At 71.7% G+C, this 25,399-nt stretch carries 26 protein-coding genes; 13 read left to right on the top strand and 13 right to left on the bottom strand.

Going from position 1 to position 25,399, the window contains the following annotated elements:
• Positions 1–5: 5 nt before the first annotated feature.
• On the bottom strand, positions 6–527 hold the full coding sequence (locus tag HEP81_RS25130; protein WP_078967144.1) for a MarR family winged helix-turn-helix transcriptional regulator: 522 nt from the start codon (positions 525–527) through the stop codon (positions 6–8).
• 183 nt (positions 528–710) lie between these two features.
• Between HEP81_RS25130 and HEP81_RS25125 the strand changes: the two genes are divergently transcribed.
• The 8 genes from HEP81_RS25125 to HEP81_RS25090 all read left to right on the top strand — a co-directional run bounded on the left by HEP81_RS25125 (position 711) and on the right by HEP81_RS25090 (position 9,835).
• Positions 711–1,784, top strand: coding sequence for an alkene reductase (locus tag HEP81_RS25125; RefSeq protein ID WP_037651935.1), 1,074 nt, complete (start codon positions 711–713; stop codon positions 1,782–1,784).
• 81 nt (positions 1,785–1,865) lie between these two features.
• Complete coding sequence (locus HEP81_RS25120) at positions 1,866–2,774, top strand: NADP-dependent oxidoreductase (protein ID WP_037651652.1); 909 nt, start codon at positions 1,866–1,868, stop codon at positions 2,772–2,774.
• Between the two features lie 226 nt (positions 2,775–3,000).
• On the top strand, positions 3,001–4,053 hold the full coding sequence (locus HEP81_RS25115; RefSeq protein ID WP_037651650.1) for a LacI family DNA-binding transcriptional regulator: 1,053 nt from the start codon (positions 3,001–3,003) through the stop codon (positions 4,051–4,053).
• Positions 4,050–5,585 (top strand): sugar ABC transporter ATP-binding protein, encoded by a 1,536-nt coding sequence (locus HEP81_RS25110; RefSeq protein WP_037651648.1) that lies wholly within the window; start codon positions 4,050–4,052, stop codon positions 5,583–5,585. The genes HEP81_RS25115 and HEP81_RS25110 overlap by 4 nt, the downstream gene beginning before the upstream one ends.
• Positions 5,575–7,524 (top strand): ABC transporter permease/substrate-binding protein, encoded by a 1,950-nt coding sequence (locus tag HEP81_RS25105; protein WP_037651646.1) that lies wholly within the window; start codon positions 5,575–5,577, stop codon positions 7,522–7,524. Before HEP81_RS25110 ends, HEP81_RS25105 begins: the two co-directional genes overlap by 11 nt.
• A 142-nt stretch (positions 7,525–7,666) precedes the next feature.
• Positions 7,667–8,566: a ribokinase gene (locus HEP81_RS25100; RefSeq protein ID WP_037651644.1), complete on the top strand. Its 900-nt coding sequence runs from the start codon at positions 7,667–7,669 to the stop codon at positions 8,564–8,566.
• The gene (gene rbsD / locus HEP81_RS25095) at positions 8,563–8,943 is read left to right on the top strand and encodes a D-ribose pyranase (RefSeq protein ID WP_037651643.1); all 381 of its coding nucleotides are present in this window, start codon (positions 8,563–8,565) and stop codon (positions 8,941–8,943) included. Before HEP81_RS25100 ends, rbsD begins: the two co-directional genes overlap by 4 nt.
• A gap of 82 nt (positions 8,944–9,025) precedes the next feature.
• A complete protein-coding gene (locus HEP81_RS25090; RefSeq protein ID WP_157854318.1) occupies positions 9,026–9,835 on the top strand; it encodes a hypothetical protein in 810 nt (269 codons plus the stop codon).
• Here HEP81_RS25090 and HEP81_RS25085 read toward each other — a convergent pair.
• Genes HEP81_RS25085 through HEP81_RS25065 form a run of 5 tightly spaced genes read right to left on the bottom strand, consistent with a single transcriptional unit; the run spans position 9,786 to position 12,428 of the window.
• A complete protein-coding gene (locus HEP81_RS25085) occupies positions 9,786–11,048 on the bottom strand; it encodes an RNA polymerase sigma factor (RefSeq protein WP_051849871.1) in 1,263 nt (420 codons plus the stop codon). The genes HEP81_RS25090 and HEP81_RS25085 overlap by 50 nt on opposite strands.
• The gene (locus HEP81_RS25080; protein WP_037651639.1) at positions 11,045–11,416 is read right to left on the bottom strand and encodes a YciI family protein; all 372 of its coding nucleotides are present in this window, start codon (positions 11,414–11,416) and stop codon (positions 11,045–11,047) included. Before HEP81_RS25080 ends, HEP81_RS25085 begins: the two co-directional genes overlap by 4 nt.
• Positions 11,417–11,453: 37 nt before the next feature.
• Positions 11,454–11,939 carry a hypothetical protein gene (locus HEP81_RS25075; RefSeq protein WP_037651637.1) on the bottom strand — a complete coding sequence of 162 codons (486 nt, stop codon included), beginning with the start codon at positions 11,937–11,939 and terminating at the stop codon, positions 11,454–11,456.
• 4 nt (positions 11,940–11,943) lie between these two features.
• Positions 11,944–12,240, bottom strand: coding sequence for a hypothetical protein (locus tag HEP81_RS25070; protein ID WP_037651635.1), 297 nt, complete (start codon positions 12,238–12,240; stop codon positions 11,944–11,946).
• Positions 12,237–12,428: a hypothetical protein gene (locus tag HEP81_RS25065; RefSeq protein WP_037651633.1), complete on the bottom strand. Its 192-nt coding sequence runs from the start codon at positions 12,426–12,428 to the stop codon at positions 12,237–12,239. The genes HEP81_RS25070 and HEP81_RS25065 overlap by 4 nt, the downstream gene beginning before the upstream one ends.
• Positions 12,429–12,557: 129 nt before the next feature.
• Between HEP81_RS25065 and HEP81_RS25060 the strand changes: the two genes are divergently transcribed.
• From HEP81_RS25060 to HEP81_RS25050, 3 genes are all read left to right on the top strand, one after another.
• The gene (locus HEP81_RS25060; RefSeq protein ID WP_037651632.1) at positions 12,558–13,382 is read left to right on the top strand and encodes a helix-turn-helix domain-containing protein; all 825 of its coding nucleotides are present in this window, start codon (positions 12,558–12,560) and stop codon (positions 13,380–13,382) included.
• Positions 13,369–13,578 carry a DUF397 domain-containing protein gene (locus HEP81_RS25055; protein ID WP_037651630.1) on the top strand — a complete coding sequence of 70 codons (210 nt, stop codon included), beginning with the start codon at positions 13,369–13,371 and terminating at the stop codon, positions 13,576–13,578. The genes HEP81_RS25060 and HEP81_RS25055 overlap by 14 nt, the downstream gene beginning before the upstream one ends.
• Positions 13,579–13,723: 145 nt before the next feature.
• Positions 13,724–14,938: an esterase/lipase family protein gene (locus HEP81_RS25050; protein WP_037651629.1), complete on the top strand. Its 1,215-nt coding sequence runs from the start codon at positions 13,724–13,726 to the stop codon at positions 14,936–14,938.
• A gap of 31 nt (positions 14,939–14,969) precedes the next feature.
• Here HEP81_RS25050 and HEP81_RS25045 read toward each other — a convergent pair whose 3' ends face one another.
• The 4 genes from HEP81_RS25045 to HEP81_RS25030 all read right to left on the bottom strand — a co-directional run bounded on the left by HEP81_RS25045 (position 14,970) and on the right by HEP81_RS25030 (position 18,863).
• Positions 14,970–15,659, bottom strand: coding sequence for an SDR family oxidoreductase (locus HEP81_RS25045; RefSeq protein ID WP_037651627.1), 690 nt, complete (start codon positions 15,657–15,659; stop codon positions 14,970–14,972).
• Between the two features lie 68 nt (positions 15,660–15,727).
• Positions 15,728–16,525: a sugar phosphate isomerase/epimerase family protein gene (locus HEP81_RS25040; RefSeq protein ID WP_051849884.1), complete on the bottom strand. Its 798-nt coding sequence runs from the start codon at positions 16,523–16,525 to the stop codon at positions 15,728–15,730.
• A gap of 35 nt (positions 16,526–16,560) precedes the next feature.
• Positions 16,561–17,712 carry a dihydrodipicolinate synthase family protein gene (locus tag HEP81_RS25035; protein WP_037651625.1) on the bottom strand — a complete coding sequence of 384 codons (1,152 nt, stop codon included), beginning with the start codon at positions 17,710–17,712 and terminating at the stop codon, positions 16,561–16,563.
• On the bottom strand, positions 17,709–18,863 hold the full coding sequence (locus HEP81_RS25030; protein WP_037651931.1) for a Gfo/Idh/MocA family protein: 1,155 nt from the start codon (positions 18,861–18,863) through the stop codon (positions 17,709–17,711). The genes HEP81_RS25035 and HEP81_RS25030 overlap by 4 nt, the downstream gene beginning before the upstream one ends.
• Before the next feature lie 258 nt (positions 18,864–19,121).
• On the opposite strand from HEP81_RS25030, the gene HEP81_RS25025 reads away from it, so the two are divergent.
• Positions 19,122–20,168: a LacI family DNA-binding transcriptional regulator gene (locus tag HEP81_RS25025; RefSeq protein WP_037651624.1), complete on the top strand. Its 1,047-nt coding sequence runs from the start codon at positions 19,122–19,124 to the stop codon at positions 20,166–20,168.
• Between the two features lie 378 nt (positions 20,169–20,546).
• Here HEP81_RS25025 and HEP81_RS25020 read toward each other — a convergent pair whose 3' ends face one another.
• Positions 20,547–21,974, bottom strand: coding sequence for an alkaline phosphatase family protein (locus HEP81_RS25020; protein ID WP_037651622.1), 1,428 nt, complete (start codon positions 21,972–21,974; stop codon positions 20,547–20,549).
• 175 nt (positions 21,975–22,149) lie between these two features.
• On the opposite strand from HEP81_RS25020, the gene HEP81_RS25015 reads away from it, so the two are divergent.
• On the top strand, positions 22,150–22,944 hold the full coding sequence (locus HEP81_RS25015) for a sugar phosphate isomerase/epimerase family protein (RefSeq protein WP_037651620.1): 795 nt from the start codon (positions 22,150–22,152) through the stop codon (positions 22,942–22,944).
• Positions 22,945–23,028: 84 nt separating this feature from the next.
• On the opposite strand, the gene HEP81_RS25010 is transcribed toward HEP81_RS25015, so the two are convergent.
• Entirely contained in the window at positions 23,029–24,888 is a 1,860-nt protein-coding gene (locus HEP81_RS25010) for a glycoside hydrolase family 3 protein (RefSeq protein ID WP_078967143.1), read from the bottom strand.
• A gap of 119 nt (positions 24,889–25,007) precedes the next feature.
• The gene (locus tag HEP81_RS25005) at positions 25,008–25,397 is read right to left on the bottom strand and encodes a hypothetical protein (protein ID WP_037651618.1); all 390 of its coding nucleotides are present in this window, start codon (positions 25,395–25,397) and stop codon (positions 25,008–25,010) included.
• Between the last annotated feature and the right edge of the window lie 2 nt (positions 25,398–25,399).

The raw sequence follows: 25,399 nt of genomic DNA, 5'->3' as shown, positions 1-25,399 counted from the left end.
CGGGCTCACGCCCCCAGTTGTGCGGCGGCGTGGGTGAGGCGGGATTCCAAGCCCTCCAGGACGTGGAGGACGTCCGCCTGTTCGGCCGGGGAGAGGTTGGCGAGGGTGGCGTCCTCCAGTTGGCGCCACAGGGATTCGACCTGCTCGCGCAGCGCGTGGCTCGCGGTGGTGGCCTCGATCAGGTAGGCGCGTTTGTCGTCGGCGCAGGGACAGCGGCGTACGAAGCCGGCCTGCTCCAGGCGGCGGACCGTGCGGGCCATGGTCGCCGCGTCGGAGTCGAGCAGGCGGACGAGGTCGGCCTGCCGCTGCGGGCCGAGTTCCCACAGCTGCATCATGACCAGCTCCTGGCCGGGATGCAGACCCACCCGGCGCAGCAGTTGCCCGGCGATCATGCGGTGCGTGCGGGCCACGCGGAAGATCGCATGGCTGACCGGGCCACCCGTCGCGGCCGAGGGCACCGCCACCGCCACGTCCGCCGGGGGCGTGGTGCCCTCCTCGCCCGCACCTTCGGCTGCGGATGCCTTCATCGCCTGCGTCTCCTTCGAGCAATAGATCCTGCTCGGACAGGATAACCCGTCCGGACCGGCTACTCCCCGCTCCCGGCGAGTACAAAAGCTCCTTCGTGGCCGCCGTCACTCCTGGTTGCGGAATACCTGCGGGCAGTTTTACTGTTCGGACAGGTAAATCGCCATCACATGGAGGGCTTGATCATGACCACCACCGCTTTCGACCCGATCGACCTGGGCGGCACACGCCTCGCCAACCGCATCGCCATGGCGCCGATGACCCGCAGCCGCGCCTACGGACCCGGCGCGAGCGCGACCGAGACGATGGCGACGTACTACGCACAGCGCGCCGGAGCCGGGCTGATCATCACCGAGGGCGTGCAGCCGTCGGTGGTCGGCCAGGGATACCCGGACACCCCCGGCCTGCACTCCGAGGAGCAGGTCGCGGCCTGGCGGCAGGTCACCGACGCCGTGCACCGCGCGGGCGGCGTGATCTTCGCGCAGCTCATGCACACCGGCCGGATCGGGCACCCCGCGCTGCTGCCCGACGGGCTCGTACCCGTCGGCCCCTCGCCGGTCGCCGCGGCCGGGCAGGTGTTCACCCATGAGGGCATGAAGGACTTCGTCGTCCCGGCCGAGCTGACCGAGGCCGAGATCGAGGGGACCATCGAGGACTTCGCCCGCGCGGCCCGCAACGCCGTCGAGGCCGGTTTCGACGGCGTCGAACTGCACGGCGCCAACGGCTACCTGCCGCACCAGTTCCTGTCCACCAACGCCAATCTGCGCACCGACGGCTGGGGCGGCTCGGTCGCGGGCCGGATCCGCTTCACCGTCGAGGTCGCCCGCGCCGTGACCGAGGCCATCGGCGCGCACCGCGTGGGGCTGCGGATCTCCCCGGCCGTCCCGTTCAACGACATCGTCGAGGACGGCCACCGCGACACCTACCGCGCCCTCGTCTCCGCGATCGAGCCGCTCGGCCTCGCCTATCTGCATGTGCTGGAGGGCCCGGACCGTGAGCTGACCCTGGAGCTGCGCAAGCTGTTCGGCGGCGTCCTCGTCCTCAACCCCCAGACCGGGGGGACCCCGACCGGCCCCGGCGAGCTGACGCTGATCGAGGACGGCACCGCCGATCTCCTCAGCTTCGGCGGCCTGTTCCTCGCCAACCCCGACCTGCCCGCCCGGCTGGCTTCCGGCGGCCCCTTCAACGAGCCCGACCGCGCCACGTTCTACGGCGGCGACGAGCACGGCTACACCGACTACCCGACCCTCGCCGGCTGATCACACCGACCGCGCGGCCCGGTTCCGGGTACGACCGTCCTCGTACCCCCACCCCCTCCCCTCCCCTCCCTGGAGTTCCCGATGTCCCGCACCATCAGCTACACGCACTTCGGCGGCCCCGACGTGCTGACCCTCTCCGAGACCGACGTGCCCGAGCCGGGGCCGGGCCAGGTCCGGATCAGGGTCCGGGCGGCCGCGGTCAATCCGATCGACCTGAAGATCCGTTCCGGCGCGATGGCCAAGGCCTTCCCCGCCGAGTTCCCGGTACGGCCGGGCCTCGATGTGGCCGGTGTCGTCGACAAGGCGGGCCAGGGCGCCGGCGTACGCGTCGGCGACGAGGTCCTCGGCGCCACCCCGAACGGCGGCTACAGCGAGTACGTCCTGCTGGAGCGGCCGATCCGCAAGCCCGCGGAGATCTCCTTCGAGATCGCCGCCGCGCTGGTGACGGTGGGCGAGACCGCCTACCGCGCGCTGCACCAACTGGACCCCCGGGCGGGCGAGACCCTGCTGGTCCACGGCGCGGGCGGCAGCGTCGGCATCCTCGCCGTCCAGCTCGCCACGGCCCGGGGCATCACCGTGGTCACCACCGCCGGGGAGCACGACACCGAGGGGCTCACCGGACTCGGCGCCACCGCCGTGCCGTACGGGGAGGGCTGGGCGGAGCGGGTGCGGGCCGCCGCGCCGCAGGGTGTGGACCGGGTGCTCGACTGCTCCGACGCGGGCGTACTGGCCGACTCGGTCGCGCTGACCGGGGACGCCGCGCGGGTGCTCACCATCGCCGACATGTCCGCGGCGCAGCACGGCGTGCGCTTCAGCGCCGGCGGGCCGGCCGACCGGCTCCCCGAGGCCCTGCCGGAACTGGTCGTGGCGGCGGCCGCGGGCCGGCTCGTCCTCCCGCTGGGCGGCACCTACCCCCTGGCGGACGCCGCCCGCGCCCACGCCGACATCGAGTCCCGCCGCGTCCGGGGCAAGGTCGTCCTCCTCCCCTGACCCGAAGGCTCGCCTGACCCGAAGGCTCGCCTGACCTGAAGGCCGACGCCTTCCGCCCGCCCCCGGGGGCGGGCGACCCCCAAGTACCGCACTTTCACGCCAGGTCACGATTCCGTTTCGGCCACCCCCACCCCCTTGTCACCACCCATGTAATCGATTCCAATCGTTTCTCGTCTCGATGTAATCGATTCCAAGCGTCACGAGTTCACAAGGAGGTGGGCCGGAGGTGGCGAGTATCAAGGACGTCGCCGCCGCGGCGGGCGTGTCCGTCGCGACGGTTTCGCGGGTGCTGAACGCGCATCCGTCCGTGAGTGCGGACGCCCGGGCCCGGGTGCTGGCCGCCGTGGAGTCGCTGGGGTACCGCCCGAACGCCGTGGCGCGTTCGCTGCGCACCGATCAGACCCACACCCTCGGCCTCGTGATCAGCGATGTGCTGAACCCCTACTTCACCGAGCTGGCCCGCTCGGTGGAGGAGGAGGCCCGCGCGCTCGGGTACAGCGTCATCATCGGGAACGCCGACGAGCGGCCCGACCTCCAGGACCACCACGTACGGAACCTGCTCGACCGGCGGATCGACGGACTCCTCGTCTCCCCCACCGACGGCGGCTCCCCGCTGATGCTGGACGCCGCCCGCGCCGGTACCCCCATGGTGTTCGTGGACCGCTGGATCCCCGGCGTCGACGTCCCCGTCGTACGCGCCGACGGACGAGCCGCCGTACAGGACCTCGTCGCGCATCTGCACGCCCTCGGGCACCGGCGGGTCGCGATCATCGCGGGGCCCGCCGCGACCACCACCGGCAGCGAGCGCGTCGAGGCGTTCCGCGCCGCGCTGGCCGCGTACGGACTCCCCCTGCCCGACGTCTATATCGGCCAGGGCGACTTCCAGGCCGCCAGCGGGCGCCGGGTCACCGAGGGGTTCCTCGATCTTCCCGAGCCGCCGGACGCCGTCTTCGCGGCGGACAACCTGATGGCGCTCGGTGCCCTGGACGCCGTCCGGGCGCGCGGGCTGCGGGTGCCCGACGACATCGCGCTCGCCGCGTTCGACGACATCCCGTGGTTCGTGCACACCGATCCCCCGGTCACCGCGATCGCCCAGCCCACCGGCGAGTTGGGCCGGGCCGCCGTACGCGCCCTGGTCGACCGGATCGAGGGGCGGCCGGCCGCGTCCGTCACCCTCGCCGCCCGGCTGGTCGTACGCCGCTCCTGCGGTGAGGCGCCGGAGACGGCCCGCATCATCCCCACCCCGTCCCTCCCCCCAGTGCAAAGGAGCACGACGTGAGCAACCCGGACGAGTTGCTGCGCATCGAGGGCATACGCAAGACCTTTCCCGGCGTGGTCGCGCTCGACGGTGTCGACTTCGACCTGCGCCGGGGCGAGGTGCATGTGCTGCTCGGTGAGAACGGCGCCGGCAAGAGCACGCTCATCAAGATGCTCTCCGGTGCCTATACGCCCGACGCCGGGCGGATCCTCGTCGGCGGTCGGGAGACCCGCATCCATGGTGCGCAGGACTCCGAGCGGCTCGGGATCGCCACCATCTACCAGGAGTTCAACCTGGTTCCGGACCTGACCGTCGCCGAGAACATCTTCCTCGGCCGGCAGCCGCGCCGCCTCGGGATGATCGACCGGAAGCGGATGGAGGCCGAGGCCGCGAAGCTCCTGGAGCGGGTCGGCGTGCAGGTCTCGCCCCGGGCCCGGGTGCGCGACCTGGGCATCGCCCGGCTTCAGATGGTGGAGATCGCCAAGGCGCTCAGCCTGGACGCGCGGGTGCTCATCATGGACGAGCCGACCGCCGTGCTGACCTCGGAGGAGGTCGACAAGCTCTTCGCCATCGTGCGGCAGCTGCGGGCGGACGGCGTGGGGATCGTCTTCATCACGCACCACCTCGACGAGATCGCCGCCCTGGGCGACCGGGTCACCGTCATCCGGGACGGCAAGAGCGTGGGCCAGGTGCCCGCCGCCACCCCCGAGGACGAGCTGGTACGGCTCATGGTCGGGCGCTCCATCGAGCAGCAGTACCCGCGTCAACGCCCCGACAAGGGCGCCGCGTTGCTCAGTGTCGAGGGGCTGACCCGGAACGGCGTCTTCCACGATGTGAGCTTCGAGGTGCACGCCGGCGAGGTCGTCGGCATCGCCGGGCTGGTGGGCGCCGGGCGGACCGAGGTCGTACGGGCCGTGTTCGGCGCGGATCCGTACGACGACGGGTCCGTGAAGGTCGGCGGCACCGCGCTCCGGCGCTCCGATGTGAACGCCGCCATGGCGGCGGGGATCGGGCTCGTGCCCGAGGACCGCAAGGGGCAGGGCCTCGTGCTGGACGCCTCGGTCGAGGAGAACCTGGGCCTGGTGACCATGCGGGCCGCGACCCGCGCCGGGCTGGTCGACCGCAAGGCGCAGCACGTGTCGGCGGAGCGGATCGCCGGTCAGCTGGGGGTGCGGATGGCCGGGCTCGGTCAGCATGTGCGCACGTTGTCCGGCGGCAACCAGCAGAAGGTCGTCATCGGCAAGTGGCTGCTGGCCGACACCAAGGTGCTGATCCTCGACGAGCCGACGCGCGGTATCGACGTCGGCGCCAAGGTCGAGATCTATCAGCTGATCAACGAGCTGACGGCCGCCGGTGCCGCCGTACTGATGATCTCCAGCGATCTGCCCGAGGTGCTCGGCATGAGCGACCGGGTGCTGGTGATGGCCCAGGGCCGGATCGCCGGAGAACTCGCGGCCGACGAGGCCACCCAGGACGCCGTGATGGCGCTCGCCGTATCCACCCCCACGCTTCAGAACACCGACACCGCGAAGGAGGCCACCCGTGGCCACTGACACGCTCAAGAGCACGACGGGAGCGAGTGGCGCCCCGGGCGGCCTGCGCCGGCTGCTGCTCGACAACGGCGCGCTGACCGCGCTGATCGTCCTGGTCATCGCCCTGTCGGCGCTGTCCGGTGACTTCCTCACGACGGACAACCTGCTGAACATCGGTGTCCAGGCGGCCGTGACGGCGATCCTGGCCTTCGGTGTCACCTTCGTGATCGTGGCCGCGGGCATCGACCTGTCGGTCGGCTCGGTGGCCGCGCTGTCGGCGACGGTGCTGGCGTGGAGCGCCACCCAGCACGGGGTGCCGGTCGTGCTGGCCGTCGTCCTGGCGGTGGCCACGGGTGTCGCGGCCGGTCTGGTGAACGGTTTCCTCATCGCCTACGGCAAGCTGCCGCCGTTCATCGCGACGCTCGCGATGCTGTCGGTGGGGCGCGGTCTGTCGCTGGTGATCTCCGGTGGTGTGCCGATCCCGTTCCCGGACTCGGTCTCGCACCTCGGTGACACGCTCGGCGACTGGCTGCCGGTGCCGGTCCTGGTGATGATCGTGATGGGGCTGCTGGCCGCGTTCGTGCTCGCCCGCACCTACATCGGCCGTTCGATGTACGCGATCGGCGGCAACGAGGAGGCCGCGCGCCTTTCGGGCCTGCGGGTCAAGAAGCAGAAGCTCGCGATCTACGCCCTGTCCGGTGTGTTCGCGGCGGTGGCCGGCATCGTGCTGGCCTCCCGGCTGTCCTCCGCGCAACCGCAGGCCGCCGACGGCTATGAGCTGGACGCGATCGCGGCGGTCGTCATCGGCGGTGCCTCGCTCGCGGGCGGCACCGGCAAGGCGTCCGGCACCCTGGTCGGCGCGCTGATCCTCGCGGTGCTGCGCAACGGCCTGAACCTGCTGAACGTCTCCGCGTTCTGGCAGCAGGTCGTGATCGGTGTCGTCATCGCGCTGGCGGTGCTGCTCGACACGGTGCGCCGCAAGGCGGGTGCCACCCCGGTGACCTCCGGTGGCGGCGGCAACAAGGGCAGGCAGGCGGCGACGTACGGGCTCGCGGCCGTGGTGACGGTGGCGATCGTCGGCGCGACCTCCTTCCTGCACAACGGCTCCTCGGCCTCGGCGAACCCGAAGGTGGGCCTGTCGCTGTCGACCCTCAACAACCCGTTCTTCGTGGGCGTCCGCTCCGGCGCGCAGGCCGAGGCGAAGAAGCTGGGCGTGGACCTGACGGTCACCGACGCACAGAACGACGCCTCCCAGCAGGCCAACCAGCTCCAGAACTTCACCAGTTCGAGCCTTGACGCGATCATCGTCAACCCCGTGGACTCGGACGCGGCGAGCAACTCGGTCAAGGCCGCCGACAAGGCGAAGATCCCGGTGATCGCGGTCGACCGCGGGGTCAACAAGGCCGCCGTGGACGCCCTGGTGGCCTCGGACAACATCGCCGGTGGCGAGCAGGCGGCCAGGACGATCGCCGAGAAGCTGGGCGGCAAGGGCAAGATCGTGATCCTCCAGGGTCAGGCGGGCACCTCGGCGGCGCGTGAGCGTGCGCAGGGCTTCGCCAACGGGCTGAAGGCGTACCCGGGCATCAAGGTGGTCGCCCAGCAACCCGCCGACTTCGACCGCACCAAGGGCCTCGATGTGATGTCGAACCTGCTCCAGGCCCACCCGGACGTGCAGGGCGTCATCGCCGCCAACGACGAGATGGCGCTCGGCGCGATCAAGGCGCTGGGTTCCAAGGCCGGTACGTCGGTGCCGGTGGTCGGCTTCGACGGCACCCCGGACGGCCTGAACGCGGTCAAGGCGGGCACGCTGTACGCCTCCGTCGCGCAGCAGCCGACCCAGCTCGGCCGGATCGCCGTGGACAACGCGCTCAAGGCGTCCCAGGGCAAGAAGGTGCAGCAGACGGTGAAGGTGCCGGTGAAGGTGGTCACGAAGGACAACGTGGCCGGGTTCACCGGCTGACGGAGCCGGGCGGGGAAGGCTCGGGCGGGCGGTCGTACACCATGGGGGCACCCTCGGGGCACCCTGGGGGCGACCGTCCGCCCGGGCTCGTTCCCCGGGTTCGCGGACGCATCGGATTCAAAGGGTTCATGGGAGTCAACTGATGTACGACTACGACCTGTTGGTCGTGGGTTCGGCCAACGCCGACCTGGTGATCGGGGTCGAGCGGCGGCCGGCCGCCGGTGAGACGGTGCTCGGCGGGGATCTGTCCACGCATCCGGGCGGCAAGGGCGCCAACCAGGCGGTCGCCGCGGCCCGGCTGGGCGCCCGTACGGCCCTGCTGGCGCGCGTCGGCGAGGACGGCCACGGCCGGCTGCTGCTCGACTCCCTGCGCTCGGCCGGGGTCGACCCGTCGGGCGTGCTGGAGGGCGGGGCGCCGACCGGGGTCGCGCTGATCACCGTCGACCCGTCCGGGGACAACAGCATCGTGGTGTCGCCCGGCGCGAACGCCCGTCTCACCCCGGCGGACGTCCGGGAGTCCGCCGCGCTGCTCCGGGCGGCGCGCGTGATCTCGGCGCAGCTGGAGATCCCGCTGGAGACGGTGGCGGAGGTCGTACGGCAGCTGCCGTCCGGCACCCGGTTCGTGCTCAACCCCTCCCCGCCGCGCCCGCTGCCCGCCGAGGTGCTGGCGGCCTGCGACCCGTTGATCGTCAACGAGCACGAGGCGCGGGTGATCCTGGGCGCGGACGCCGGGGCGGAGCCCGAGGACTGGGCGCGCGGGCTGCTGGCGATGGGCCCGCGCTCGGTCGTGGTCACGCTCGGCGCCGAGGGCGCGCTGGTGTACGACGGCTCGGGCGCGGCCCGGGTGGCGTCGGTGAAGGTCGACGCGGTGGACACCACGGGCGCGGGCGACGCCTTCACGGCCGCCCTGGCCTGGAAGCTGGGCGCGGGCGCGGCCCTCACCGAGGCGGCGGGCTACGCGGCCCGGGTGGGCGCGGCGGCCGTGACGAGGGCGGGGGCGCAGGAGTCGTACCCGACGGCCGAGGAGGTCGAGCAGCTGTGAAGAAGTCGGGCATCCTGAACCGCCATCTGGCGGGCGCGCTGGCCGAGTTGGGGCACGGGGACGAGGTGCTGGTCTGCGACGCGGGCATGCCGATCCCCAGCGGTCCGCGCGTGGTGGACCTGGCCTTCCGGGCCGGTGTGCCGTCCTTCGCGGAGGTCTTCGCCGGTCTGGTGGACGAGCTGGTCCTGGAGGGCGCCACGGTCGCGGAGGAACTGCGCGGCGCCCATCTCGACCTGGTGGAGCGGCAGTTCGCCAACCTGGACTTCGTACCGCACGAGCGGCTCAAGGAGTTGTCGGCGGGGGCGCGGCTGATCGTGCGCACCGGTGAGGCGAGCCCGTACGCCAATGTGCTGCTGCGGTGCGGGGTGTTCTTCTAGGGAACGCGTCGAAAGGGGGCGGTCAACTCCGCTGACGGACACGGGTGTTGAGCATCCGTACCGGCGGTGTTTGACTTGGCCGGTGACTGCTATCGAGGGAGCGAGCGCTCTTGACCGGCTCGGTCCGGTGCTCAGCCGGCATCCGGTCGACCATCGCAGGCGGTGGGTGAACGCCGCCTGGGCCCTGGTCGTCGCCGTGCCGGCGGGCTGGCTCGGGGTGTGGAGCGCCTTCGCCACCAGCGGGCGCTCCGCCGGCGGCAACCGCGCGATCGGCCTGCTGATCGGTCTCGCGCTGGGCGCCGTATGGATCGCGGCGGTCCAGATCTGGCGGGCGCTGCGCGGCGCGCCCGGAGAGTACTTCGAGGTACGGGAGCTGGGCCTGGTCCACGGCTCGCGGCGAGGGGCCGACGGCTGGACGTGGGACCGCGTCACCGACCTCCACATCGAGGGCGACGCCGTGAACCGTCTCGCGACCCGGCTGGGCAACGGCTACCGCGTCGAGATCACCTTCGACGACGGCCGCCGGCTGCGGACGGACGGGCTCGCCGCGTACGCCGGGGACCTGGGGCGGGTCCTGCTGGCCCGCTGCCCGCAGGTCGCCCTGCGCCCGCGGATCCCCTGGTGGGGCAGGGCGGGCGGCTGGCTCCTGGCCTGGGCGGCGCTCTTCGTACTGGCGATCGCGGCGCAGGTCCTCTACATCGTGGACCATCCCGACCATGAGCACCAGGAGCGGACCGCCCTCGGCATGGCCACGGTGACCGACGCGCCGGGCATCAGCGAGGCGGGATTCGCCCTGCTGTCCTTCGGCATGATGATCTGCTTCATCGCCGCGATCACCTTCGTCATCCTCTTCTTCCGGGGCCGGGCCTACCGCCGGATGTCCCGCCGCTGAGCCGGGCCGCCCGCGCCTGGAGATACCGCTGTTCGGCGAGGCTGGCCGTGGCCTTCGCGGCGCGCCGGTAGTGCTCGTACGCCCCCTGGGTGTCACCGGCGCGTTCCAGCAGGTGTGCGCGGACGGACAGCAGCCGGTGGTGGCGGGCCATGCGGTCGTCGCCGTCCAGGGTGGCGAGGAGGGTGAGACCTGCCTCGGGGCTCTCGGTCTCGGCAAGGGCGATGGCGCGGTTGAGGGTGACCATCGGGTTGGGCGCGATCCGCTCCAGGATGAGGTAAAGGGCATGCACCTGCGCCCAGTTGGTCTCCTCCGCCTTGGCCGCGTCGGCGTGGGTCGCGGCGATGGCGGCCTGGAGCAGATAGGGGCCGAGTGCCGGTCCGGCGAGGGCAGTCCTGACCAGTGCGGTGCCCTCCTCGATCAGGGTGCGGTCCCATGCCGTACGGTCCTGCTCCACCAGCGGCACCAGGTCGCCGGAGGCGGTGGTACGGGCCGGGCGCCGGGCCTCGGTCAGCAGCATCAGGGCGAGCAGCCCGGTGACCTCGCCGTCCTCGGGGAGCTGGGTGTGCACGGCCCGGGTGAGCCGGATGGCCTCGTGGGCGAGGTCGGGACGGTCCAGGCGGTCGCCCGAGGAGGCGGTGTACCCCTCGTTGAAGATCAGGTACAGGACGTGCAGGACGACCGGCAGCCGCTCCTGGAGTTCCGGTCCTTCCGGTGGCCCGAAGGTGCTGCCCGCCGCCCTGACCCGCTGCTTGGCCCGGCTGATCCGGGCCGCCATCGTGGCCTCCGGCACCAGGAAGGCACCGGCGATCTCGGCCGTGGTCAGACCGCCGACGGCCCGCAGGGTCAGGGCGGTCTGGGAGGCCGGGGTCAGCGTCGGATGGCAGCACAGGAACAGCAGGAGCAGCGTGTCGTCGGTGTCCGGCACCTCGCCGGGGCCGACCTCGGCGGCGGTCGCGGCCTCCCGCTCCCGCCGGGCGAGATCACTGCGCGCCTGGTCGATCAGCCGGCGGGCGGCGACCGTGGTCAGCCAGCCGCGCGGGTTGCCGGGCACGCCCTCGGCCGGCCACTGGGTGGTGGCGGCGAGGACGGCTTCCTGCACGGCGTCCTCGCAGTCCTCGAACCGGCCGTTCCCGCGGACCAGCGCGCCGAGGACCCGCGGCGCGAGGTCGCGCAGCAGGCCCTCGACGTCCGGTGCCGGGCTGGGTGTGCTCATGCCTCCAATTGTCCGCAGGCGAACATCACCTGGCGCACCTCGACGCCCAGGCCCTCGATCCCGGCGTCCGGGATCAGCGCGGCCAGCTCGATCGCCCGCTCCCGGTCCTCGCAGTCGACCAGGTAGAAGCCGCCCAGGTGCTCCTTGGCCTCCAGGAACGGGCCGTCGGTGACGACCGTCTTCCCACCGCGCACGGTGACGACGGCGGACTGGGAGGGGTCGGCCAGCGCCTGCGTGGTGAGCAGCTCACCGGACTCCTTCAGCGTCTCGATGAACTTCCCGTGCCCCTCCTGGACCGCGGTCTTCTCGTCGTCGGTCAGCGCGTCCAGCACGGCGGGGTTGATGTGCAGGCAGATCAGGAACTGCATGGCGTACTCCTCGGTTCATGGCCCCCTGCGGGGCCCTTCACCTTTTAGTCGGAGCGGGGCCGGACTTCTTGACATCCTTCGGCTCGGGATTCACCAGCACGATTCCCCAGGTGTCGTGCGGGCCGGGTCGCGCCGTGATCTCCTCGGTGCGGCTCGGGCCGGTGAAGTGGAGAACGACCGATTGCCGCACGGCGAAATCCTCCTCGAAGTCCGCCGACACCTCGCCGCGGGCCGCCTTGCCGTACTCCTTGATCCAGGCACGGGCCGCGGGCCGCGCGTCACCGCCCTCGGTGCTCAGGGCGGCGAGACCGTCGACGTCCCCGTCGGCCAGCCGCCAGACGACCTTCTGGACGGCTTGCAGGCTGTCAGTGCTCGGGTAGCCGGTGACGCGCAGGGGGCGGTGGTTCGAGTAGTCCGTCAGGTAGTCCAGGTGCTTGTCGTCGGCACAGCCGGTCAGGGCGGCGCCGAGCAGCAGCGGGACGGCGAGTGCGGTGGTACGGCGGCGGGTCGATATCCTGATCATCCGGTCAAGTCTCCACGATCGGCTGGTCGGCCGCTCCGGCCAGCCGCGCTCCCCGGCTCTCCGCGATGCGCTTGATCTCCCTCAGGGACTCGATGAGGCGCCGGACCAGGTAGTGCAGCTCCTCCTTGGTCAGCCCCTCGCCCGAGAGGAGTTCGGCGGTGTGATCCAGCAGGCTCCCCGCCATGCCGAGTTGTACGCCCTCGACCTGGTCCGCGATCCGGGAGACGTACCCGTCGCCGTCCCCGATGAGATAGCAGGGCTTCTCCTCGGAGCCGGTCCAGGGAAGCAGACGTTCGTTCATGCGTAGATCTCCACGAGGTCGAGGTAGGGGCGGACGAGTCGGCTGTCCTCGCCGCGGAGGGGGGCCTGGCCGCGGTGGTAGGTCGTGGCCGCGCCGACGTAGGGGCAGGAGTACGGCGGGTACACCGGCCTGCGGCGGCGCCGCCCGTGGAGCAACAACTCGACCAGCCAGGCGAGGAGTTTTGTCATGCCGACCTGCCCATTCGTGTGCGGTGACTGCGGTGTGTGGCGAATTGGTCACAGCGTGGGGTGGCAGTGGCTACGCTTTCTAGAGGTGGGGGGTTGACATTTGCGCTTGTCAGCAAGGGAGTTATCCGGATGAGCGTTGACCGCAGACCACGGACACCGCGCGAGAAGTACGGGGAGGAGTTGAGGCTGCGGCGATTGTCAGCCGGACTCACCCAGGAAGAACTGAGCGAGCAGATCGTGTGCTCGCCGACGTTGATCAGCCATTACGAGTCGGGCAGACGGCTGCCCAAACCCGACGACGCACGGCGGATCGATCGGGCGCTCGGATCAGATGGGTTCTTCGAGCGGTGGCTGGAGGACCTGGAGTCGAAGTACAGCGACTACTTCGCCGTCGCGGCCGAGCTTGAGCAAGAGGCCACGCTCGTCCAGCAGTACGGGCTGTCTCTGGTCCCTGGTGTGCTCCAGACCGAGGGCTACGCAAGCGCCGTGTTCCGTTCCTTCTGGCCGAACTACACGGCCGGGGAACTTGAAACGTTCCTCGTCAACCGAATGAAACGCCACCGCATGTTCGAGGGCCCCGAGCAGCCGGTCGTCTGGACACTGCTCAGCGAGTCAGCGCTGCGACACCGCGTCGGTGGCCCCGAGGTCATGGCCGAACAGCTGCACAAGCTGGCCGACATGGCCGAGGCAGGACGGCTACGGCTCCATGTGCTTCCGTATCGCGTCGGAGCGCACGCCCTCATGCAGAGCGACCTCACCCTCATGAGCTTCGCGGACTCCGCTCCGGTGGCCTACGTAGAGGCCGTTTTCACCGGCAACTTGATGGATGATCCATCGATGGTGAAGGCCAGCCAGACCGCCTACGCTCTGGCCTTGAGCGACGCGTTGTCGCAACAGGAGTCACTTGCCCTCGTCAGAGCGGCAGCGGAGGAACACGCACATGCTGAGGAATGAACACACCGTCTCCGACGCGTCCACCCTCACCGGGTGGTACAAGTCCAGCTACAGCGGCGGCAACCACGACAACTGCGTGGAGATCGCTTCCGGTCACGCCACCATCCCCGTCCGCGACAGCAAGAACACCTCCGGTCCGGCGCTGCTCTTCTCCGTGGACAGCTGGGCGGCGTTCGTCGGGGCTGTCAAGGGCTGAACGCATGTGCCGGGGGGATCAAACGGTCCCCCGGCACGTTCCATCCCATCTGATGAACCCGCAGGCCAACACGCCGAGTACGACCTGAACGCGGCTCCACCATGGCGGTGTCTTGCCCTCCGCGACGACACCTAGGAGCACCACCATGTCGCCTCAGGACTCGGCCGAACCGGAACTCGCCGGACTGACCATCAGCGACCCGCTCGACCAGCGGGTGCACAACCCTGTCGACGTACCGTCCCCGGACAACGAGTGGAGCCTGCCGGAAGGCTTCGCCTGGGTCTTTCACGGGGAGGGGAACCGGGGCCTCGTCCGGCCGGTGATCATCTCCGACGGCTTCAGTCTCGGCCGGAGCGAACTCGACAAGCTCTACCAGTTCCTGGAGAGCGACTACCCCCTCATCAGCGAACTGCGCCGCCGCGGCCGGGACGTCATCCTGCTCGGCTACAACGAGCGCACCGCCGCCATCCAGACCAACGCCCAGGCGGCCATCGCGGCGATCCTGCGGGCCACCGCCGAGCGGCTGGGCGGGGAGCGGCTGGTCGTCGGCGGGTTCAGCATGGGCGGTCTGGTGACCCGGTACGCGCTCGCCAAGCTGGAGTCGGACCGCTTCGACCACCAGACCGGCACGTACTTCTCGTTCGACACCCCGCACCGCGGCGCCACCATCCCCGTCGGCGTCCAGGCGTTCTCGTACTTCATCCCGTTCCCGAACAACGACTTCGCCCGGCAGATGAACAGCCCGGCCGCCCGCCAGATGCTGTGGCAGCACTACGACAAGGACACCGGCAAGATCGGGGTGGCCAAGGAGCGCAAGGATCTGCTGGACGAGCTGGCGCGGCTGGGTGGCTGGCCCCGCGTTCCCCGGCTGCTCGGCGTCGCCAGCGGACGCGGGGACGGCGTGGGGCTGCCCGAGGTACGGCCCGGGGAGACCGCGCTGCGCGTCGAGCGGATCTACCCGGGCACCACCTTCTACACCCAGGCCCAGGGCGACGACGTGACCGCCGCCTACCTGAACCGGCGCTTCCCGAAGGCCGAGAAGACGATCACCACCGACGGCTTCCCGGAGGTCGACGGCGCCCCCGGCGGCACGCTCAACACGTACCGCATCCTCGCCAACGCGCTGGAGAAGGGCGGCGGCACGGTGGATCTGCGGCACCCGGACATCTGCTTCGTGCCGACGATCAGCGCGGTGTCCGTACGGGACATCGGCCGGCAGGAGGACCTCTATGTGAAGGTGGACGAACTCCCGCCGGACGAGAGCGATCTGGACGACTTCTACTGCTCGTCCACGACCACCACGCACACCGCCGTCACCGAGGAACTGGGCACCTGGCTGATCGACCGGCTCGCCTACTGAACCGAGGCGGGCAGAGGGCGTCGGGCCCGGCCTACCAGGGCAGCGGGCCCGCCGCGTCGAAGTAGCCGCCGGTCGGGCCGTCCGGGCCCAGCTGGGCCATCCGGACGATGATCTCGGCGCCCTGCTCGACGGTCTGCATGCCCGCGTGCTGGTTCAGGTCCGTCGCGGTGTAGCCGGGCTCCACGGAGTTGATCCGCAGCCGCGGGAACGCCTTGGCGTACTGCACGGTGAGCATGTTGACCGCGGTCTTGGAGGCCGGGTAGGCGACCCCCGGGTAGCCCTTCCCGGCCTCGGCCAGCGAGGCCAGGCTGCTGCTGACATTGACCACGACCGGCGCGGCGGAGCGCTCCAGCAGCGGCAGGAAGGCGTGGGTCACCCGGACCACGCCGAAGACGTTGGTCTCGAACACCTCCCGCATCACGTCGGCGGTCAGGTCCGCCGCGCCGATGATCTCGCCTTCCGGGGAGCGCACCTCGATCCCGGCGTTGTTGACCAGGACGTCCAGGCCGCCCTCGGCCTCGATGGTGGCCGCCGCCGCGGCGACCGACGCGTCGTCGGTGACGTCGAGTTGCACGAACCGCGCGCCGAGCCAGGCCGCGGCCGCCCTGCCCCGCTCGATGTCGCGCGCTCCCACGTAGACGGTGTGGCCCGCGGCGATCAGCCGGCGGGCGGTCTCGTGGCCGAGGCCCTTGTTGGCCCCGGTGATCAAGGTTGTCGTCATGAGGGACAGGCTCTCTCCGGGAGGACGCGATCGGCCAATGGTTTGCGGCGTGTCCGGGCCACGACCCCTCAGACGGCGTGTTCCAGGTAGCGCGCCGCCGTCTCCTTCAGCACCTCCCGGCCGTCCCGCGCCCACAACTCCTCGTTGAACAGCTCGACTTCGATCGGACCGGTGTAGCCCGCTCTCTCCACCCACCCGCGCCACGCCCGCATGTCGATCGCGCCGTCCCCGATCTGCCCCCGGCCGTTGAGGACGCCCGCGGGCAACGGTGTCGTCCAGTCGGCGAGTTGGAAGGTGTGGATACGGCCCCCCGCGCCCGCGCGAGCGATCCCCGCCGGAGCCTGGTCGTCCCACCAGATGTGGTACGTGTCCACGGCCACCCCCACCTGGTGCGCGGGGAAGCGCTCGGCGAGGTCGAGGGCCTGGGCCAGGGTCGACACCACGCAGCGGTCGGCGGCGAACATCGGGTGCAGGGGCTCGATGGCGAGGCGGACGCCGTGGGACCCGGCGTAGGGGGCCAGTTCGGCGAGGGCGTCGGCGACGCGTTCGCGGGCCCCGGCCAGATCCCTGCTGCCCGCCGGGAGACCGCCGGAGACCAGGACCAGGGTGTCGGTGCCGAGCGCCGCGGCCTCGTCCACCGCGCGCCGGTTGTCGGCCAGTGCGGCGGCCCGCTCACCGGGCTCGACGGCGGTGAGGAACCCGCCCCGGCAGAGCGTGGTCACCTCAAGACCCGCCGAACGGACCAGCGCGGCGGCCGCCGGGACGCCGTACGCCCGCACCGGCTCGCGCCACAGGCCCACCTTCGCGATGCCGAACTCGCCGCAGGCGGTGACCAGTTCGGGCAGGGACAGCTGCTTCACCGTCATCTGGTTGACGGAGAAGCGGTCGAGCGCACCACCGGTCACTGCTGGACTCCGTACAGGGTGAGAAGGGTCTTCATGCGGCTCTCGGCGAGCCCCGGGTCCGGGAACAGGCCCAGTCCGTCGGCGAGTTCGTAGGCGCGGGCCAGGTGCGGGAGGGAGCGGGCGGACTGGAGGCCGCCCAGCATGGAGAAGTGCGACTGATGGCCGGCCAGCCAGGCGAGGAGGACGACGCCGGTCTTGTAGAAGCGGGTGGGGGCCTGGAAGAGGTGGCGGGACAACTCCACCGTGGGGTCCAGGAGTTCGCGGAAGCCGGACACGTCCCCGGTGTCGAGGTGCCGTACCGCCCGGGCCGCCAGCGGGGCGAGCGGGTCGAAGATGCCGAGCAGGGCATGGCTGAAGCCCCGCTCGTCGCCCGCGATCAGCTCCGGGTAGTGGAAGTCGTCGCCGGTGTAGCAGCGCACGCCCGCCGGGAGCCGGCGGCGCAGGTCGATCTCCCGCCCCGCGTCCAGGAGGGAGATCTTGATGCCGTCGACCTTGTCCGGGTGCGCCGCGATCACATCGAGGAACACCTCGGTGGCGGCGTCCAGGTCGGCCGAGCCCCAGTAGCCCTCCAGCGCCGGGTCGAACATCGGGCCGAGCCAGTGCAGGACGACCGGCTCGTCGGACTGCCGGAGCAGGTGGCCGTAGATCTCCTGGTAGTCCTCGGGCCCGGTCGCCGTCGCGGCCAGGGCGCGCGAGGCCATCAGGATCGCCTGGGCGCCCGCCTCCGCCACGACCGCGAGCTGTTCCTCGTAGGCCGCGCGGATGTCCTTGAGACTCCCGCCGGTGAGCTGGTCGGTGCCGACCCCGCAGGCGAGGCGCCCGCCGACCGCCTTCGCCTCGGCCGCGCTGCGCCGGATCAGCTCGGCGGCCCCCGCCCAGTCCAGGCCCATCCCGCGCTGCGCGGTGTCCATCGCCTCGGCGACCCCGAGGCCGTGCGCCCACAGATGGCGGCGGAAGGCGAGGGTCGCGTCCCAGTCGACGGCGGCGGGCGAGTCGGGCGAGACGTCCGCGTACGGGTCGGCGACGACATGGGCCGCGGAGAAGACCGTACGGGAGGTGAAGGCCGTGCCGGAGGACGACCGGAAGGGCTCGGGGCGCGGCTCATACGTGCGCAAGGTGCCGTCGGGCGAGGGAAGTCGGATGGTCACAGCGTGATCTCCGGTACCGCGATACGGCGGCCCTCCGCCGCCGACCTCAGGCCCAGCTCGGCGAGTTGGACGCCGCGGGCGCCGGCCAGCAGGTCCCAGCGGTAGGGCGCGTCGGCGTACACATGCCGCAGGAACAGCTCCCACTGCGCCTTGAAGCCGTTGTCGAACTCCCCGTTGTCCGGGACCTCCTGCCACTGCTCGCGGAACGGCTCGGTGGCCGGGATGTCCGGGTTCCAGACCGGCTTGGGGGTCGTACCGCGGTGCTGGACGCGGCAGTTGCGCAGGCCGGCCACCGCCGAACCCTCCGTGCCGTCGACCTGGAACTCGACCAGTTCGTCGCGGTTGACGCGCACCGCCCAGGAGGAGTTGATCTGCGCGATCACACCGCCGTCGAGTTCGAAGACGCCGTACGCGGCGTCGTCGGCCGTCGCGTCGTACGGCTTGCCGTGCTCGTCCCAGCGTCGCGGGATGTGGGTGGCGGTGAGTGCCTGCACGGAGGTGACGCGGCCGAACAGTTCGTGCAGCACGTACTCCCAGTGCGGGAACATGTCGACGACGATGCCGCCGCCGTCCTGCGCGCGGTAGTTCCAGGAGGGGCGCTGGGCGTCCTGCCAGTCGCCCTCGAAGACCCAGTAGCCGAACTCGCCACGCACGGACAGGATCCGGCCGAAGAAGCCGCCGTCGACGAGCCGCTTCAGCTTCCGCAGGCCCGGCAGGAACAGCTTGTCCTGGACGACGCCGTGCCGGACGCCCTTCTCCCGTGCCAGCCGGGCGAGTTCGAGGGCGCCGTCGAGACCGGTGGCCGTCGGCTTCTCGGTGTAGATGTGCTTGCCCGCGGCGATCGCCTTCCTGATCGCCTCCTCGCGGGCGGCGGTGACCTGCGCGTCGAAGTAGATGTCGACGGACGGGTCGGCGAGCACGGCGTCCAGGTCGGTGGAGATGTGCTCCAGGCCGTGCCGTTCGGCGATCTCCCGCAGCGCGTGCTCGCGGCGGCCGAGCAGGATCGGCTCCGGCCACAGCACGGTGCCGTCGCCCAGGTCGAGGCCGCCCTGCTCGCGCAGGGCGAGGATCGAGCGCAGCAGATGCTGGCGGTGGCCCATGCGCCCGGTCACGCCGTTCATGGCGATGCGCACCGTCGTCTCGCGAGTCACGTCGGTCCCCTCCACGGGCCCTGTCCGGGTCCTCTTCCGTGGCGCTGTGCGCCGTGTGTCCCCTGCGACAATCGTCATAGCAAGCGCTTTCTACAGGGGAGGAAGCTAGCCTCGGACGGCGGTCGGCACAAGACCTGTCCGGGTTCCGGGCCCTTTTCCGTCAGGAAGCACGCCGGTGGGGCGCGGGAACCGCAGCCCTGTTCAGGCCGTCTACCTGGCCTGACGAGACCACGAGATGCGCGACCGGAGGACGACGAGATGACCGTGACCCTGGCGGACGTGGCCGCGCGCGCCCAGGTCTCCCCCGCGACGGTGTCGCGCGTGCTGAACGGCAACTACCCGGTGGCGGCGCCGACCCGGGAGCGGGTGCTGCGCGCGGTGGACGAGCTGGACTACGTCCTCAACGGGCCCGCGAGCGCGCTGGCCGCCGCCACGTCCGACCTGGTCGGCATCCTCGTCAACGACATCGCGGACCCCTTCTTCGGGATCATGGCGAGCGCGATCCAGGCGGAGATCGGGGGCACCGGGGGGCGGGCGGGCGGTGAGCGGCTCGCGGTGGTCTGCAACACGGGGGGCTCGCCGGAGCGGGAGCTGAAGTACCTGACGCTGCTGCAACGGCAGCGGGCGGCCGCGGTCGTACTGACCGGCGGCGCGGTCCTGGACGCGCCGCACGCGGCGGCGGTCGCGGCGAAGCTGCGCAAGCTCGGGGAGGGCGGGACGCGGGTGGTGCTGTGCGGACGGCCTCCGGTGCCGGACGCGCGGGCGGTCGCGCTCACCTTCGACAACCTCGGCGGGGCGCGGGCGGTGACGGAGCATCTGGTGGGGCTCGGGCATCGGCGGCTCGGGTACCTCGCCGGGCCCGAGGAGCGGTCGACGACCCGGCACCGCCTGGAGGGACATCGCGCCGCGCTGGCCTCGGCGGGCATCGAGGAGGATCCGCGCCGGACCGTCCATGGACAGTTCGACCGGCGCTCCGGCTACCAGGGCGCGCTGGAACTCCTGGGCCGCGACCGGTCGTTGACGGCTCTGGTCGCCGCGAACGACTCCGTCGCTGCGGGGGCCTGCGCCGCCCTGCGGGAGTCCGGCCTGCGCATCCCCGAGGACGTGTCCGTCACCGGCTTCGACGACCTCCCGGTGGCCATGGACGTCGCCCCCGGCCTGACGACCCTCCGCCTCCCCCTGACCGAGGCGGCAGCCCGCGCCGGCCGCATCGCCATGGGCCGCGAGGAGGCCCCGGCCGGGGGGATCGGCGGGGTGCGAGGGGAGCTGGTGGTGCGGGGGTCGACGGGGGTGGCGCGGGACTGAGGGGGCGACCGGGGCGGGTGCCGACGGGGCGCTCTGGAGGCGGGCGGGGTGCCGCCGAGGTGAGCGGCGGCCCGGGGGCGGCGCCGGGCCACCGGCACGGGCACCGGCCGACAGGCGGCCGGACAGGGACACGGGCGAGCCGCGAACCGGGGCGGCGCGGACGCCGGGGGCGGACCGGCATCGCGCGGCGCAGCACTCGGCAGGCCGCGGGGCAATCGACGGGGGCGGGCTGGTCGGCGGCCGTCGGCGCGGTGCCGGAGTCCGTGGGTCGCTTCTCGCAGGCACGCCGGGGGTTCGCGCGTCCGGGACGGGGCGAGAGTCCCCGGCCGCAGCCGGACCGGCCGCCACCAGGGATCGGTGGCGGCCGCCGCCCGACCCCTACACCTGCGGCCGGTGTCCCTGTTCCTGGTGCGGGAACGTCTGGTTCGCGCCGGGCAGCCGCGGCGCGGGCAGGGTCGCCACCTCCTTCTGCGCCTTCTGGAGCTGCGCCGCGGTGCCACCCGGCAGCCTGGGCGAACTCTTGCGGCCCTCCGAGAAACGGAAGGCGCTGGTGAAGTCGCCGAAGGTCTTCCGTCGCCAGGCGCTCAGATTGGGCTCGGCGACCCCGGTGAAGCGCTCCAGGAGCCGCAGTGCCGAGGTGTGGTCGAGCGTCTCGGTGGCGACCCAGCCGCCCACGGTCCAGGGCGAGATGACGATCGCCGGGACCCGGAAGCCGCCGCCGATCGGTTGCCCGCCGATGAACTCGTCCTTCGTCCCGGCGCGCGGGGTCGGCGGGGGCACATGGTCGAAGAGGCCGTCGTTCTCGTCGTAGCAGAGGATGAACGCCGTCTTCTGCCACACCTTGGGGTTGGCGGCGATGGCCTCGATCTTCGACGCCACGAAGTCGGCCCCGGCGGCGGGCAGATAGTCCGGGTGCTCGGACTGGTGGCCGGGCGGCACGATCCAGCTCACGGCCGGGAGCCGGTCGGCGCGGGCGTCGTCCTCGAAGGTGCCCGCGGGCTGCGGGCGCACCCCGCGCTCATAGAGGTCCGAGCCGGGTTTCGCGTTCTGGAAGGCGGCGAACTGGTTCAGCATGTTGCAGCCGTAGTCGTCGTCCTGGTGGTACACCTTCCAGCTGATCTTCGCGGCCTGGAGGCGCTCGGCGTACGTCGTCCAACGGTACGGATCGGGCGCCGAGTTGGTGGTGACCGGGCCGCCGCGGGTGCCGCCCGGGTCGATCGAACCGGTCATCCACATCAGCCGGTTGGGCCAGGTGGGGCCGAGGACGGAGCAGAAGTAGCTGTCGCAGATGGTGAAGGTCTCCGCGAGCGCGAACTGGAACGGGATGTCCTCGCGCGTGTAATAGCCCATGACGTACGGGCCGTTGACGCCGTCGGCCTTGCGGTGGGCGGCCAGCCACTGGTCCATCCGGCCGCCGTTCCACGTCTGGTGCTGCACCTCCCAGGCATGGCTAGTGGAGGGGATGGCCTGGGCGCTGGAGGCGCGGGTGTCGAGGTGGAAGGGCAGCAGATAGCCCTTCGGGTTCCCGGTGTCCGGCTGGTAGAAGACGCTGCGCCCGGAGCGCAGCCGCAGCGCCTTGGGGTCGGCGAAGCCGCGCACGCCGGAGAGCGTGCCGAAGTAGTGGTCGAAGGACCTGTTCTCCTGCATCAGCAGGACCACATGCTCGATGTCGCGCAGGGAGCTTTTCCGGGGTGGTCCGGCGGCGACCGCCTTCTGGACGCTCGGCGGGAGGAGGGAGAGGGCCGCCGCGCCGCCCAGCGCGCCGGCGGCCGAGCCCAGGAGTCTGCGTCGAGTCAACTCTGCCATGTATTGCCCTTCTTGTGCGTCTTTGCGGACCGGAACAGCGCTCGATCTCTACCCGGGCAGATCGGGTGACATCGGTCGGTGGCGAAAAAGCGGCAATACCTGGGTTCTTTTTAGAGAAGTCATGACATTGTGGCGCGACGGCGGGGCGCGCGACGGGCGAGTAGGCTCGCTGTGCATGAAGCTGGCGTTCTCCACTCTCGGTGTCCCCGGCCTGCCCGTCCCGGACGTCCTGGCGCTCGCGTCCGAGCACGGCTACCACGGAGTCGAACTGCGCGCCCATCCCGAGGAACCGGTCCACCCCGGCCTCTCCCCCGCCGAACGCGCCGATGTCGCCGCGCTGTTCCGCGGCTCCGGCATCGAACCGCTGTGCGTGGCCGGGTACGCGCGGGTCGCCGCGCCCGGTGACGACGCGGCGGTGCTCGGCGAGCTGCGCGGGCTGCTGCGGCTCGCCCATGATCTCGGCGCGCCCTTCGTCCGGGTCTTTCCCGGCGGGGAGGGCCCGCGCGAGGAGGCCGACGCGATCGCGGCCCGGCGGCTCGGGACCGCCGCCGAGGACGCGTCCGCGCTCGGGGTGCGGATCCTGCTGGAGACCCATGACTCGCACCGCACCGGCGCCGACGCCATCCGGGTGCTGGGCCCGGTGGGGCATCGGCAGGTGGGGGCGCTGTGGGATGTGATGCACACCTGGCTGGGGGGCGAGCAGCCCGCACAGACGTATGCGGCGCTCGCCCCGCAGCTGGGATATGTGCAGGTCAAGGACATCGCCTCGGTCGAGGACACCACCCCGCTGCCGCTCGGCGCGGGCGTGCTGCCGCTCACCGAGTGTGTGGAGGTGCTGAGCCGGGGCGGCTGGGACGGCTGGCTGTGCTGGGAGTACGAGAAGCGGTGGTACGAGCAGGCCGCACCGCTGCCCGGCCTGCTCGCCGCGGGCCGCGATCATCTCGTACGGCTGCTCGGCGAGGCGGCGTAGCCCGGTGGGGCCCTGTGGGGCGTAGCCGGTGGACCCCCGTCGGGCGCGGCCCGGCGGGGGTCCGACCGTCCTGGTAGGTCGGCCCTAGTAGGTCAGACCGTGGCCGATGGGGTACAGGATCTTCGTCGGGTCGTCGGCCCGCTGCACCGGCACGGGGAGCTTGCCGCGCGGCTTGACGCGGCCCGCGATCACCTTCGCGGCGGCCCGGAGTTCGACGTCGGTCCAGCAGTACGACGCCAGGCAGGCCCGGACACCGGGGAGTTGGGCCACGTCGTAGGGGTTGCGCACGGCGAGCGCCACCACGGGCTTTCCGGTCGCCGACAGGCGTTCCACCAGGGTGCGTTGGGAGCTGCTCGCGCTCACGTTGTAGGTGCCGACCACCACCGCGTCCGCGTCCTGGGCGGCGGCCACCGCCCGGTCGATGGCCGCCGCGGACGGACTCGTGCCGGTCGGCAGAGCGGTGGCGGTGAAGCCCGCCTCGGTGAGGGCGGCGGCCAGGACGCCGGTCGGCGGGCCCGTCGTACCGGACGGGGAGTCCGGGTCGGCACCGACCACCAGAAGGCGGTGCTGGGTACGGCGGTTCAGGGGCAGAGTGCCGTCCTCGTTGACCAGCAGGGTCGTCGTGCGCTCGGCGATGCGGTCGGCCGTGGCCAGATGGGACTTGGTGCCGACCGCGTGGTCGACGCCCTTCCGGTCCACGTGGACGCCGTCGAAGAGGCCGAGCCGGGACTTCAGCCGCAGGATGCGCAGGATCGATTCGTCGAGGCGGGCCTCGGTCAGCTCACCGTCCTGGACGGCCTTCAGGACCGCGTTCCAGGCCGTGTCGATGGACGGCGGATTGAGCAACTGGTCCACGCCGGCCTTCAGCGCGAGCACCGGCACCCGGTCGTCGCCGTACTTGGTGCGCACGCCCTCCATACCGAGGGAGTCGGTGATCACCACGCCGTCGTAGCCGAGTTCACCGCGCAGGATGCCGGTGAGGATGGGCTCGGAGAGGGTGGCCGGGTCGCCGGAGTCGTCCAGGGCCGGGAACTCGATGTGCGCGGTCATGATCGAGTCGATGCCCGCCGCGATCGCCGACCGGAACGGCACCGCGTCCAGCTTCTCCCACAGCTCCCGGCTGTGCGTGATGACCGGGAAGCCGTAGTGGCTGTCGACCGCGGTGTCCCCGTGGCCCGGGAAGTGCTTGGCGGTGGCGGCGACGTGAGCCGACTGATAGCCCTTCACCTCGGCCGCGACCAGCTCCGCGACCGCCGCCGGGTCGGCGCCGAAGGAGCGCACCCCGATCACCGGGTTGGCCGGGTTGACGTTCACATCGGCGTCGGGCGAGTAGTCCTGGTTGATGCCGAGGGCGCGCAGTTCGGTGCCGGAGATCCGGCCGAGGGTGCGCGCGTCGGCCGTGGACCCGCCCGCCCCGATCGCCATCGCGCCGGGGAAGAGCGTGGCGGGTTCGCCCACCCGGCACACCGCGCCGTGCTCCTGGTCGGTGGCGATCAGCATCGGCAGGCCGCGCGGCTGGTCCAGGGACGCCTTCTGGATGCCGTTGGACAACTCCGCGATCTGGTACGGGTTCTGGGTGTTGTGGGCCCAGGTGAAGTAGATGATCCCGCCGACCCGGTACTTCTGGATCAGCTCGGCCGCGGTGCGCACGCCCAGCTCGCTGAGGTTGGCGTCGATGTCGGCCTGGTCGGGGGCGGTGGCGGAGGCGCCGTAGACCCGCATCACGAAGAGCTGGCCGACCTTCTCCTGGAGCGACATCCTGGAGATCAGGGCCTTGAGGCGGCGCTCGTCGGGGGTGGCGGCGCGGGCCGTGGTGGGCACGGTCAGCGCGGCGGTGATCCCGGCCCCCGCGGCGAGGACGGTCCGCCGGGACAGCCGGGCGCCGCCCCCGGTGTTTCCTGTGCCTCTCTTGCTGGTGTCGCTTCCCGTGCTGGTGTCGGGCACGTGCGCTCCTTCCCAGAGGAGAACTGCTGAAGGAAACTTCCAAGGAGTCACCAATATCCGGGAAGTTTCTTTCCGTCAAGGGAACGCACAGCGGCCAGCGTGTCGACGCGGGCGGCGGTTCAGCAGAGGATCCAGCCCGAGCTGACACTGTTCTGGCCGACCGCGCCGCGGATCCAGACACAGCGGTGCCCGGCGTGCACGGTCACCGGCCCGGCGTGGTGCAGAAAGCGCCCGTTGTCCTTGACCGGGCGGCTGCCGCGGGCCTGGACGCTGACCGACATCGCGCGGACGGTGCCGGGGCTGCGGGCGAGGGTCATGGCGCAGATGTAGTCGCCCTGCCGGTAGACGCGGGTGACGCCGGAGGCGAAGGAGAGGGTTCTGACCTGTTCCCCCGAGCAGCTGCTGGGTGCCGCCTGTGCGGTGCCGGCGGCCGCGAAGGCCAGCAGTCCGGCCGCGGCCAGCAGGACCGGACCGAGCGTGAGACGCCGGCGTATCGCACCACTTTCCACGT

Origin of the sequence: Streptomyces griseofuscus, assembly GCF_014673495.1 — a bacterium.
Taxonomy (GTDB): Bacteria; Actinomycetota; Actinomycetes; order Streptomycetales; family Streptomycetaceae; genus Streptomyces; species Streptomyces murinus.
Note: the sequence above shows the minus strand (reverse complement) of the source record. Positions and strands in the feature narration are given on the sequence as shown.

Bases quoted from the DNA above. Each gene is read 5' to 3' on its own strand.
- HEP81_RS25085 (WP_051849871.1), bottom strand. From the start codon at position 11,048: ATGAGCACACCCAGCCCGGCACCGGACGTCGAGGGCCTGCTGCGCGAC.
- HEP81_RS25045 (WP_037651627.1), bottom strand. From the start codon at position 15,659: ATGACGACAACCTTGATCACCGGGGCCAACAAGGGCCTCGGCCACGAG.
- HEP81_RS25020 (WP_037651622.1), bottom strand. From the start codon at position 21,974: ATGGCAGAGTTGACTCGACGCAGACTCCTGGGCTCGGCCGCCGGCGCG.
- HEP81_RS25070 (WP_037651635.1), bottom strand. From the start codon at position 12,240: ATGAACGAACGTCTGCTTCCCTGGACCGGCTCCGAGGAGAAGCCCTGC.
- HEP81_RS25025 (WP_037651624.1), top strand. From the start codon at position 19,122: ATGACCGTGACCCTGGCGGACGTGGCCGCGCGCGCCCAGGTCTCCCCC.
- HEP81_RS25100 (WP_037651644.1), top strand. From the start codon at position 7,667: ATGTACGACTACGACCTGTTGGTCGTGGGTTCGGCCAACGCCGACCTG.
- HEP81_RS25040 (WP_051849884.1), bottom strand. From the start codon at position 16,525: ATGACGGTGAAGCAGCTGTCCCTGCCCGAACTGGTCACCGCCTGCGGC.
- HEP81_RS25065 (WP_037651633.1), bottom strand. From the start codon at position 12,428: ATGACAAAACTCCTCGCCTGGCTGGTCGAGTTGTTGCTCCACGGGCGG.
- HEP81_RS25080 (WP_037651639.1), bottom strand. From the start codon at position 11,416: ATGCAGTTCCTGATCTGCCTGCACATCAACCCCGCCGTGCTGGACGCG.
- HEP81_RS25050 (WP_037651629.1), top strand. From the start codon at position 13,724: ATGTCGCCTCAGGACTCGGCCGAACCGGAACTCGCCGGACTGACCATC.
- HEP81_RS25015 (WP_037651620.1), top strand. From the start codon at position 22,150: ATGAAGCTGGCGTTCTCCACTCTCGGTGTCCCCGGCCTGCCCGTCCCG.
- HEP81_RS25060 (WP_037651632.1), top strand. From the start codon at position 12,558: ATGAGCGTTGACCGCAGACCACGGACACCGCGCGAGAAGTACGGGGAG.
- HEP81_RS25125 (WP_037651935.1), top strand. From the start codon at position 711: ATGACCACCACCGCTTTCGACCCGATCGACCTGGGCGGCACACGCCTC.
- HEP81_RS25075 (WP_037651637.1), bottom strand. From the start codon at position 11,939: ATGATCAGGATATCGACCCGCCGCCGTACCACCGCACTCGCCGTCCCG.
- HEP81_RS25130 (WP_078967144.1), bottom strand. From the start codon at position 527: ATGAAGGCATCCGCAGCCGAAGGTGCGGGCGAGGAGGGCACCACGCCC.
- HEP81_RS25120 (WP_037651652.1), top strand. From the start codon at position 1,866: ATGTCCCGCACCATCAGCTACACGCACTTCGGCGGCCCCGACGTGCTG.
- HEP81_RS25055 (WP_037651630.1), top strand. From the start codon at position 13,369: ATGCTGAGGAATGAACACACCGTCTCCGACGCGTCCACCCTCACCGGG.